The organism is Liquorilactobacillus mali KCTC 3596 = DSM 20444 (assembly GCF_000260415.1).
GTDB lineage: Bacteria > Bacillota > Bacilli > Lactobacillales > Lactobacillaceae > Liquorilactobacillus > Liquorilactobacillus mali.
Genome location: NZ_BACP01000033.1, coordinates 94,135 through 105,783 on the forward strand (window position 1 = coordinate 94,135; position 11,649 = coordinate 105,783).

General features: G+C 36.2%; 11 protein-coding genes. 4 read left to right on the top strand and 7 right to left on the bottom strand.

All coding sequences use genetic code 11. From position 1 onward, the window contains the following. Nucleotides 1-83: 83 nt before the first annotated feature. The 4 genes from GSM_RS05995 to GSM_RS06010 all read left to right on the top strand — a co-directional run bounded on the left by GSM_RS05995 (nt 84) and on the right by GSM_RS06010 (nt 5,512). The gene (locus GSM_RS05995; protein WP_003689328.1) at nt 84-2,507 is read left to right on the top strand and encodes a Xaa-Pro dipeptidyl-peptidase; all 2,424 of its coding nucleotides are present in this window, start codon (nt 84-86) and stop codon (nt 2,505-2,507) included. 64 nt (nt 2,508-2,571) lie between these two features. After that, nucleotides 2,572-3,486, top strand: coding sequence for a proline iminopeptidase-family hydrolase (locus tag GSM_RS06000; RefSeq protein WP_003689331.1), 915 nt, complete (start codon nt 2,572-2,574; stop codon nt 3,484-3,486). A 317-nt stretch (nt 3,487-3,803) separates the two neighbouring features. Next, nucleotides 3,804-5,120, top strand: coding sequence for an MATE family efflux transporter (locus GSM_RS06005; RefSeq protein ID WP_003689334.1), 1,317 nt, complete (start codon nt 3,804-3,806; stop codon nt 5,118-5,120). Nucleotides 5,121-5,149: 29 nt separating this feature from the next. Then, on the top strand, nt 5,150-5,512 hold the full coding sequence (locus tag GSM_RS06010) for a VOC family protein (RefSeq protein ID WP_003689336.1): 363 nt from the start codon (nt 5,150-5,152) through the stop codon (nt 5,510-5,512). A 227-nt stretch (nt 5,513-5,739) separates the two neighbouring features. On the opposite strand, the gene GSM_RS06015 is transcribed toward GSM_RS06010, so the two are convergent. The 7 genes from GSM_RS06015 to GSM_RS06045 form a co-directional block, all read right to left on the bottom strand. Continuing rightward, a complete protein-coding gene (locus GSM_RS06015; protein ID WP_003689338.1) occupies nt 5,740-6,231 on the bottom strand; it encodes a QueT transporter family protein in 492 nt (163 codons plus the stop codon). Nucleotides 6,232-6,491: 260 nt separating this feature from the next. Next, nucleotides 6,492-8,015: a GH25 family lysozyme gene (locus GSM_RS15205; RefSeq protein WP_010077891.1), complete on the bottom strand. Its 1,524-nt coding sequence runs from the start codon at nt 8,013-8,015 to the stop codon at nt 6,492-6,494. Nucleotides 8,016-8,058: 43 nt separating this feature from the next. Beyond that, complete coding sequence (locus GSM_RS06025) at nt 8,059-9,057, bottom strand: aldo/keto reductase (protein ID WP_029327375.1); 999 nt, start codon at nt 9,055-9,057, stop codon at nt 8,059-8,061. Between the two features lie 41 nt (nt 9,058-9,098). Beyond that, on the bottom strand, nt 9,099-9,410 hold the full coding sequence (locus GSM_RS06030) for a thioredoxin family protein (protein WP_003691364.1): 312 nt from the start codon (nt 9,408-9,410) through the stop codon (nt 9,099-9,101). A gap of 21 nt (nt 9,411-9,431) precedes the next feature. After that, nucleotides 9,432-10,247: a Cof-type HAD-IIB family hydrolase gene (locus GSM_RS06035; protein ID WP_003691362.1), complete on the bottom strand. Its 816-nt coding sequence runs from the start codon at nt 10,245-10,247 to the stop codon at nt 9,432-9,434. A gap of 43 nt (nt 10,248-10,290) precedes the next feature. Then, nucleotides 10,291-11,013, bottom strand: coding sequence for a TerC family protein (locus GSM_RS06040; RefSeq protein ID WP_003691359.1), 723 nt, complete (start codon nt 11,011-11,013; stop codon nt 10,291-10,293). Between the two features lie 87 nt (nt 11,014-11,100). Beyond that, a complete protein-coding gene (locus GSM_RS06045) occupies nt 11,101-11,547 on the bottom strand; it encodes a helix-turn-helix domain-containing protein (RefSeq protein WP_003691357.1) in 447 nt (148 codons plus the stop codon). Nucleotides 11,548-11,649: the final 102 nt, after the last annotated feature.

Below are 11,649 nucleotides of genomic sequence, written 5' to 3' on the forward strand. Positions count from 1 at the left end.
CACTCTCTATTTCACCCTTTTTTATTTTGCTCAATATATTGTATAATCAAGCGATTGAGGAATTTAAAACAGGAGGTATTATCTTGAAGAATAATCAATTCGCTCATATCACTACTTCAGATTCACAAAAAATTGCTGAGCTTAAAAGTATTGGTTACTTGACTACAGAGATGCTTGCAGAAAAGGATCTCACTAAACTGTGGCGTGCGTTAACTATCCAGATGTTTCCACAGGCATTAACTGCCAGCTCACAGTCTGAGAAGCTAGCATCACTTTTGGCAGATGAAAATACTAATTTACGTACATATACTGATCAAGGAAACTTTTCAGTAACCGCATTTTACAATGTTGCACTACAACTATTAGAATTTCTACCATCTATTGATTTTGATTTTTCAAATCCATTAGTTGCAATGAAAAAAATCAATCTTCCATATACTAACGACATTTCTAACAAAACTGCATTATTAGCCGCATGGTATGAACTATTGTGTACCCATACCAAAAATGGTCAACTATTGATCGATGTCCTGGCTGCAAGAGGTTTTTTCGTGAGTCTTTACGGAAAAATCAATCATCCGCTCTTCTTTAATGGTAAAGCCCAGCCGGTATTTGACACAGATAAACTAATCCGTGAAGTTGTCTATGTTGAATCTTCATTGGATACCGACAAAGATGGTAAGCTAGATTTGCTAAAAGTAGAGGTAATCAGGCCATCTGAAACAAATACTGGATTAAAAGTACCAGCATTGTATACTGCTAGTCCCTACAATCAAGGCACTAACGATGAGGATGGGGATAAGCGTATGCATTCTATGAATGTTCCTCTGACCCACAAAACTCCCAATAATACTGTTTACAATGATATTGCCTATCATTCTCCTAAATTGTCGCTGCCTATGCCAAGAGTGAAGGTTGGGACTACTAAAAAAGCAGCCGAAACTTTCGGTAGAGAATTCTCGTATACACTCAACGATTATTTCCTCGCACGAGGTTTTGCTGCTATTTATGCTGCTGGTATTGGTACAATGGAATCAGATGGTGTCCGCGCGTGCGGTTCAGAAGATGAGACAGCCTCAACTGTCGCTATTATCGAATGGCTAAATGGCCAACGAACGGCCTTTACAAATAAAACCGATAATATTCAAATCGCAGCTTGGTGGTGTAATAATGCAATTGCAATGACTGGAAGATCTTATCTAGGAACACTCGCAACTGCCGCTGCGACAACTGGTGTTGCTGGACTTAAAACAATTATCTCCGAAGCTGCGATTTCCAGTTGGTATGACTATTATCGCGACGGTGGCTTAGTAGTAGCCCCAGGTGGATTTCCTGGAGAAGATGCCGATGTACTTGCATTGGAATGTTTCAGTCGGAAAAAACAGGCTGGTGATTATCTAACAGTAAAAAGCTTTTTTGACCAACATTTGCAAAAAATTACGGAAGGACAAGATCGAACAAGCGGAAACTATAATTCATTTTGGGATGCCCGTAATTACTTGAAAAATGTAAAAAATATTAAAGCTGACATTGTAATGGTACACGGATTAAACGATTGGAATGTCAAGCCCCGTAATGTTTATCAATTATGGAATGCACTAAAGGAATTACCTATAAAACAAAAGCTTATCTTACATCAAGGACAGCATATTTATATCAACAGTTTTCGTTCACTTGACTTCACTGACATGATGAACCTCTGGTTATCATATAAATTATACAGCGTACCGAACAATGCTGCCGAAGTTTTACCAGATGTACTGGTGCAAGATAACTTGCAGGCTGAAACATGGCAGAGTTATCAAGACTGGGATTCAAACGAAACTGTACAAAATTTACTATTGCAACAACATGAGCTTGTTCCTGAAAATAGTGAACTGCAAGATGGGGCATCTAATTTTCAAGATCATCTAAACGAAGAGGACTTTTCCTTGTACTCTGCAAATCATTCACTATGGAAAGAACATCTCCTCCAAGTAGAAAATTCGCCATTGAAAAATAATCGATTGATTTTTAAATCCGCGATTTTTGATGAAGAGATGCTTTTACGAGGTACCCCTGAAGTCACTGTAAATGTTTCTACAAATAAAGATCACGGCTTACTAAGCTTCATGCTTGTTGATTATGGAAATGAAAAGCGACTCAAGCCTGTTCCCACCACACTTGCAAGGAAATCTCTCAGTCTGGGCTTTCATTGGCGTGAAGACGACTTGACAGAGTTTACAATGGACAAAGTAACTCCTTGGAAGATGATCTCTGTTGGTCATATCAACCTTCAAAATCGTACTTCCTTATGGAAAAATGACGAACTGATTCCGAATACTTTTTATCCTGTTTCATTAAAGATGCAGCCAACTTTTTATAAAATCCCCCAAAACCATCAATTGGGATTAGTAATTTATGCCACAGATATGCGGATGACGGTCCGTGGAAATGAAGAACAGTCATATTCAATTCAATTAGCAGAAAGTAAATTGTCACTTCATCTCTCTAAAACGCCAAAATAAATACTTTTTTGTGTAATCATGGTGGTATGATTAACTTATTGATAAAGAAATCAGGTGTATACTAATGAAACAAGGAACTACTATACTTACATTAGACAACGGTTATCATCTTTGGACCCATACAGAGGGTGAAGGATCAATCAAATTACTTTGCCTTCATGGCGGCCCTGGTGGTAACCATGAGTATTATGAAAATTTTGCTAGTAAATTAGCGAATATTGGTGTTCAGGTAACCATGTATGATCAGCTAGGATCTTGGTACTCAGATCAACCAGACTTTAGCATTCAAGAAAATGTTGATAAGTTTCTAAATATGGACTATTTTATTGACGAAGTAGAAGAGGTCAGAACTAAGCTTGGCCTAGAAGACTTTTACTTGATTGGTCAATCATGGGGCGGTATCTTAACACAGGAATATGCACTCAAGTATCCTGAACATTTAAAGGGAATTATCATCTCTAGTATGACTGATAATATTGAAGAATACGTAACTAACATTAATAAGATTCGCGAAAAAGAATTTTCAAGTGCTGATCTTGCTTTCATGAAAAAATGTGAATCTGAAAATGACTACGCTAATGAACGTTATCAATCTTTAATTGACAAATTGAATCGTGGATATGTCGACCGTAAACAGCCACCAGCGATCTCGCATTTAACAAATACGATGGCTACACCAGTCTACAACTATTTCCAGGGGGATAATGAATTTGTTGTCACAGGAAAAATGAAGGGCTGGGATCGCAGAAAAGACATTCACAAATTGCAAATGCCCACTCTAATTACCTATGGTGAACATGAAACAATGCCACTTGAAACAGCTAAACGCATGGCAGCTACTATCCCAAATGCAAGATTGGAAACAACTCCAAATGGTGGACATCATCATATGATTGATAATGCCCCTGTTTACTTCAAACATTTGGAACAATTTCTTGTTGATGTTGAACACAACAACTTTCCAGGATCCAAAAATTAGCACAAAAATAGGCGGCAAAGGAAATACATTTTAACAGTTTCTACACTTAAAAAAAAGCTGAGGGACCGGATCAAAAATTAAATTTTGATCTAGTCCTTTTATTTATTCCATATAAATGTGTTCTATAAGTCACACTTTTTCTTTTTGCAGTCTCAACCTAACTGACTTATATCTTCATCCCAATTTCATACAGATGGTTAAAAATAATAGCTTTTGCCGTTGTTGCAAATTATGGGCAAGTTCTCAGAAATATAGAATATCTTTTATCCCTTTGATATACTGAATCTGAAATAATCAGATGTCAGGAGACTTACCCATTGGAATCAAAAACACCAATTATTCAAGAATTTGCAAATTATACACTTAAAAATATTTTTGCTTCACTGGGGCTTTCATTGTATGTGATTGTTGATACTTTGTTCATCGCACTCGCTGCTGGAGCGATTGGCTTAGCCTCTTTAAATATTGTTTTACCAATTTTCAATTTATTCAATTCTATTGGATTAATGCTCGGAATTGGCGGTGCAACTATTTACTCCATGAACAAAGAAAGAGACTCAAGTAATAATGACTCTTTATATGGCCAACTGCTTATCTCAGGAATTTTGGTTGGTATTTTCTTTGTAATTATTGCAAACATATTTACCAACCAACTTTTATACCTGATGGGTGCTAATTCACAAACAATTAATGTTGCTGCTCCCTATCTCAGAATTATCTCCTTTTCAGCCCCACTCTTTATTGTGAACTACATTTCAGTTAATTTTATTAGAAATGATGGTAATCCCAAGTTAACAATGATTGCTACCTTGTCTGAAACAGGCATGGTAATAATCATCGACTATCTTTTAGTTTTTGTGCTTGGGCTTGGAATGAATGGGGCTGCTTTTGCAACACTCTTTGCACCTCTGACAAGTCTTGTAATTCTTACACATCACCGCTTTTTTCCAGCAAGAAAGCTTAAGTTAAAATTGAGAATGCCAAATCTTACTTTGGTAAAATCTGTTATTAGGCTTGGCTTCCCCTCCTTGTTAACAGAACTAAGCACAGGAATTAGCATCTTCGTTTTTAACATCGTTCTCTTAAGATTAGGTGGTAATTATGAGGTTGCAGCTTATGGCGTCATTGCTAATATTTGTATCATTGTTCTAGCTTTCTTTAATGGTGTTTCATTTGGAATGCAACCACTTGTTGCTCGTGAATATGGCAAAAACAATTGGAAAGACGTACGCAAAATACTTTACGCAAGTTTAGTAACCTGCTCTGTAATTGCCTTAGTCTGTTATATATTTTTAGTTGTCTTAAAATATCCTGTCATCAATATTTTTAATAACGAACATAGCAACTTGCTAGTAACATATGCCAGCTACGGTATTCCTTTTTACTTTCTAAGTATCTTCTTTTCAGGAATCAACATAAATGTCATGATTTTTTCCGTTTCTATCAATCAGCCACGACTTTCATTTTTCATATCACTTCTTCGCGGCTACTTAATTTTATTACCAACTATTGTCATCTTTGGTTACTTATTTGGTGTAACAGGTGTTTGGCTAAGCGTTCCTTTTACCGAGTTAGTTGTTGCCCTTTTGAGTATACTTTTTCTACGGAACATACTCACTCAGAACTTTGCATGATATAATCTACACGTGAGGAGTGTTATTTAATGAATATCAAAAGAATTGATTATCTTGCTTTAAATGTTGCAAATATCCCGCGTGCTGTGCGCTTCTATCACGAAGTTTTTGATATGCCTATCATCTCTGAAAATACTGAAAAAGCAGTTATGCGTTGTGGACACCAATTACTAGAATTACAGCTGGCATCGGCTGCAAAAAGCAGTCAAAATGTCAGTTTCTGTATCGTAGCAAGTACACCTATGGAAGATGTGCTGAATCATTTAGCCAGTTACTACATCCCCACACTCACTGATCCTGTCGAGAAAGTTGGAGCCTCTGGAAAGATGATCGCTGTTAAAATAAAAGACTATGATGAAAATATTATTGAGATTGCTGTCTACAGGCATTAAACAAATTAAGCTGGGTATCCAAAAGAGGAGCTGCTTCAAAATTTATATTTTGAACCGGCTCCTCTATTTATCATAAACATATTCCATAAATTAAAATGCTTTTTTAACTTCAAATTACTCATAGTTAACGGACTCACCATATCCGTTATTTATTATTAGTATTCTAATTTACGGACTTATGTCACATTTCTTGCTAAAACATAAACTTAAATTTTCATCTCTGCCGCCTATTTCTTGAAATCTACTCTTAAGCTAACAATTTTGATAATAATCGCACCTAAAACAGATACTACTAACTCTCCGGCAGCGACTGTTAGATACGTTTCCCAAAAAGGAGCATGACTGACCAAATATAGTTCCAGTGCAACACTCCACATTGAAAGCGTACATACAACCACACTAACGGTTAATTTGCCCGTTGTCGTCTTTGCGTATTTACTCAACCAGTAGCTGATCGATGTCATCATAAGTGAACCCAACGATCCAAAAATAACATCCACCATTCCAAGACTGGACCAAAGGTTAGCGATTACGCAGCCAATTGTTATTGCCCAGATATAGCGTTTATTGAAAACCGCTAAATTGTTCAAGGTTTCTGAAAGTCTAAACTGGATGGGTCCATATGCCATTCCTGAAGCTGTCAAAGTCAAAACAACATACAATGCTGCAACTAATCCTGTCTTAATAATTCCCGCTGTTTTTTCGTGTGAATTTTGCATCTATAATACCTCTTTCTAGTTTTTTATTTTGGTGGGATTTTCGCGAACCACCATTGGCACCGTTTACGATTATAACAAAAATCAGTATAGATAAAAAGATACTTATTTGTAAATTAAACCTTAAACCAAAAAAGCAGTATGACATGTCCAACAAAATTTTAGTACTAGTGCAAAACACCAACAAATAAAAAGGACCGGATAAAATTTTAATTTTGACCCAGCCCCACTTACTTTTATTAACTTATTAATTAAAACTATTTTTACATTGCTCCTGTGCTTGTATTGAACGTATACCACTTACCATTGATAAATTGCTTTCCGTATAACATTTGACCATTTCCATTGTAATAGACGGTCTTATGCTGGTTTGCTATATATTGAAAACCGGTCTTCATTGCTCCTGTGCTTGAGTCAAATAAATACCATTTACCATTAATATACTGTTGTCCATATAACATCTGACCATTTCCATTGTAATAGACGGTCTTATTTTGGCTCGCTATATATTGAAAACCGGTCTTCATTGCTCCTGTACTTGAGTCAAATAAATACCATTTACCATTAATATACTGTTGTCCATATAACATCTGACCATTTCCATTGTAATAAACAGTCTTATGCTGGTTTGCTATATATTGAAAACCGGTCTTCATTGCTCCTGTGCTTGAGTCAAATAAATACCATTTACCATTAATATACTGTTGTCCATATAACATCTGACCATTTCCATTGTAATAGACGGTCTTATTTTGGCTCGCTATATATTGAAAACCAGTCTTCATTGCTCCTGTACTCGAGTCAAATAAATACCATTTGCCATTAATATACTGTTGTCCATATAACATCTGACCATTTCCATTGTAATAAACAGTCTTATTCTGGCTCGCTATATATTGGAAACCAGTAACTTTATTAGTAGTAGTACTACTTTCCGTAGTCGTTGTTGTTTTTTCAGTTGGTGTCGCAATTACCGTTGGTACTGTGGTAGTACTGCTGGAGGTTGTAGCTGCGGTATTACTTAATAGTCCCCCATAATCAATAGAAACATCCACTGAGTTGCCCTTGAAAGTAGCTGTGGAAGAAAATTGCCATGCTCCATATTCTTGATCCTGTAAATTAGATGAGGAAGGGTGATATGGATACTCTGCAATCCATGTGCGGGCCTTGCCAACAGTATTAACAACTTGATCTATCCCGTAATAATACTTGTATGTATAAACACCATGGTTACTATAACCACTACTTTGAAGAGTATTCCAAAAGGTCTGAAGATTACTTCCAACACTACTTCCTAATGTAGTATCCTCAACATCAGCAAATATCAAAGTATTCTTTGCCAAATTCAAACTCTTCATTTCGGCAATTACATTGTTGGCTTCTTTCACAGCTTCAGTACTATTTTTGAATCTCACAAAGTGGTACACATCAACATTCATTCCAGCATTCTTCGCATAAGCAACTTGCGTACTTGCATAAGGGTTCTTATATGTCTGTCCTTCAGTTACTTTTACAATGACTGATTTTACTCCCAGGCTCTTTAGCTTACTATAGTCGTCCTGAGTCATCCAACTTTGATAAGATGAAACATCAATCGCATCTACAGTCGGCCGTCCCGCACTGCCGATTTCCCACACATCAGTCGTTGAACTAGCAAAAACTTTATTATTGGTTAATTTCTCTCCAAAAAAACAAATAGAAACAGCTATTAATGTCATTAACACTAAACGTACATATAAATTCTTGCCTTTCTCTGTAGCCCCATTATGATGTCTAAAATTTTTCAATTTTTCTCCTCTACCTCTATTAATACTCTATACAGTCATATTTTTAATTAAATAAGTCAGTAATCTTCCGAATTTCAATCTTCTCATTTTCTGTAAATGTCATATTTTTTGCTGCTTCTAGATTATCATCTAAGTGTGCTTCACTGGTTGTTCCTATTATTACGCTTGAAACCACTTCCTCAGCAAGCAGCCATGATAAAGCCAATTGAGACAGTGTTTGATTCCTTTTTTGTGCAATTTCATTTAGTGCATTCAACTTAAGCAGAATATTCTTTTCGCCCTTATCGAAAACCTTCTTGCTTGTATGATGGATAGGAAAGTCTGCTGGTATTTCTTTCAAATAGCGGGAGCTGAGCAACCCTTCTGCTAAGGGGCCATATGCAACTAGGCCGCGATGCTCTTTTCTAAGAGTATCTAGCAACCCATCATTTTCGATTGTCGTATTCAACATGTTATATGAAACCTGGTTGACTGTAAAAGGTGTGCCTAATTCTTTAAAAAGTCTAATCGCTTCTTTAGTCTGTTTATTATCAAAATTTGAAATTCCAATATAAAGTGCCTTACCCTGTCTAACTACCTGATCCAATGCCTGTACAGATTCAAAAAGATCTGTTTTCGAATCAAAACGATGGGCATAATAGATATCAACGTAATCTGTTTGCAAGCGCTCTAAACTACGATCAATTGATTGCAATATAGACTTTCTTGATAACATCTGACCATATGGTCCTGGACCAGTCTCATATCCAACCTTTGTCGTTATTACAAGCTCGTCACGGTAAGGTTGCAGCTCATCTTTCAGAATATTACCCAGTAATGATTCCGCAGAACCGACTTCTGGTTTACCGTAGCGGTCGGCACAATCAAAACTGAACACTCCTCTGTTAAAAGCATGTAGAATTAATTGCTTACGCTCATAGTAAGGACTATTGCTATCAAAATTCCGCCATAATCCAAGTGAAATAACTGGTAAAACTAATCCAGTTGAACCAACTCTTCTCATTGGCAAATATTCATATCGTTTATCATCAGCTTTAAACATCTGCACCATTCCTTTCACTTCAATCAATCATACGTACATCATCAATAATTCAATTTCTGTTTAAGATAATTTTCAAATTGCCCATATGGCTTATAGCCTTGAATCTTTTCCTTTGGGATGCCATCCTTAAATAAGAAAGTACAGGGAATACTCAATACATCAAAATTCTGGGCGATTTTCTGCTTATTTTGGACATCCACTCTTCCAAAGAAAAGTTCATTGCCAAAATGCACCGATAGTTCTTCAAAAACAGGTGTAAACATCTGACATGGGCCACACCAATCTGCATGAAAATTAATGAGTGCCAACCCTTCAAGTGGAATATCAGATTCACTTACTATTTCCGTTAACATACCCCATCAGCTCCCTAGCTGTCATAGAATGAATTTCTCAATGACTTCTGCAACTGCACTGTTATTATTATCATTTGAAGTAATGACGTCAGCATTTTCCTTTATCAACTCGTGCGCATTTGCAACGGCTGCTCCGAGTCCCGCAGCCTTTATCATGGCTAAGTCATTGCCGCTGTCGCCAATTGCGATAATCTCGTCTTCTTGAATATTCAACATCTTACCTAGTTTTATAAGTGCTTGACCCTTATCGGCCTTAGCAGAATTAAATTCGATATAACGGTCCGAAGAAAAAGTAATATTCAGTGAATAATCAATATCCCTTAGAACTTCTTCTTCAATTGTCGCGCGCTCTTTTTTGCTTTCTATATTAAAGATGATCTTCACCAATTTGGTTGTCGCCAACGCATCAATGTTATCTTCTTCCAATTCTTCCCACTCAGCCACTCTTCCTGAAATATAATTAATTTCTTCAGAATTAATATTCCAAATATAGAGCTTGTCCAGTGAATATACGTGAATGCAGTAATTATTTTTTACACCTAACTCGAACAGTCGCTTTACAACTTCAAATGGTAAAAGATTGGTTGTTAGAATTTGGTTTCCCTGATTCTCCACAATTGCTCCGCCATTAAATGAAATCACATATGAATTTTCTTGTTGATACAGTCCTAGTTCACGCAAATTGTCCTGCACTGTCAAAAAACTACGGCCAGTGTTTGGAACGAAGAAAGCTCCTTGTGCAACCGCCTTCTTAATTGCTTGAACGTTTTTCGGCGAAATCTTCTTTTGATCGTTCAAAAGTGTCTCGTCTAGATCACACGCAATTAGCTTGTACATTTTCCTGATCACCAATCCTTCGAATTTTAGAATACATTTTTAGCTATCTTCTCACACGATTTACAATAAACGTGACAATAATTGCTAACAATACAACGCCAGCAAATAACGGAGCAGGAATTTCAATATCTATCATTGGAATCGAAATAAACAGCTTTACCGCAATCAAACCAATTAAAGCATATGCCATTACCTCAAGTTCAGGTATGATTTCCATAAGTTTGATAATTATCTCAGCGATGCCACGCATACACAAAATACCAATCATTCCACCTATCAGTACGATCACGGGATTTGAAGAAATTGCTAGCGATGCCAACACAGAATCAATTGAAAAGACAATGTCCATCAGTTCAATGGAGACTACAACTGACCAGAACAGTGGTAATAGCCGTTTTCCCTTGCCCTTTTTCTTTTTAGCAACGGGGTGGTATATATGATAAAAATGTGCAAGTGATAAATAGAGTAAATATCCTGCACCAACTACCTTGATCTCCCAAAAATTTATCAAGTATGTTCCTATCCCAATAATTAAGAAACGAAAAACGTATGCGCCCCATAAACCATAAAAAAGAGATTTCTCTTGTTCTTCCTTTGTAGGTAAAACTTTTGTTTGTGCGGCCAACACAATTGCGTTATCTACTGAAAGCAAACATTCAATCAATGCGAGTGATAAGATTACAAGCCAATCGCTTCCAGATTCAATTACCAATTTCCAATTTTCAATATTAAAAAATGGACCATACAGTTTAGAAATAATGTCCAACAAAAAAGTCCTCCTGCAACTAATTTTACTAATTTAACTTAATCTTAACATATTATAATTTGCAATTAAACTGCTCATCCAGCGACACTAATCAGTTAATTTTCTATCACCAAGACTAAATGTTATTTCCTTGTAACCCTTACTTTCTTTATTATCGGAACCATGCACATTTGTTAAACCCTTGCCAATGAAATATGCCTTTAAAATGCTATAGCTTTCCGCACGTTCTTTACTTGATAATTGCTTACCATCAAAGACTAAATCGTTGTTTAAAGTAAATATCTTTTCAATATCAATTTGCTGATTAACCCGACCTACCATGAAATCAAGTGATACTCCAAAAAAGATTGCCAATTTCATAACTTCCGCATAAGAAGGTGTATTAATGCCACGTTCCCAGCTTCCAATCTGTGGTCCAGAGTTAGGATGAGTTTTTAATTCGTCGTCTATATTCATTTCATTTAATTGTTTTGCCAGTTGTGAAAGCGTTAAACCGCTGCCTTTACGCAATGCCTTTAATTGTTCCGGAAACATATAATTCACCCTCCTAATATTTATAAATTCGACTATTATATTTAAAAGAACTTATGTGCTAAAATGATTGAGAAATTCTTATTCTTTGTGAAAGTCAGGTGC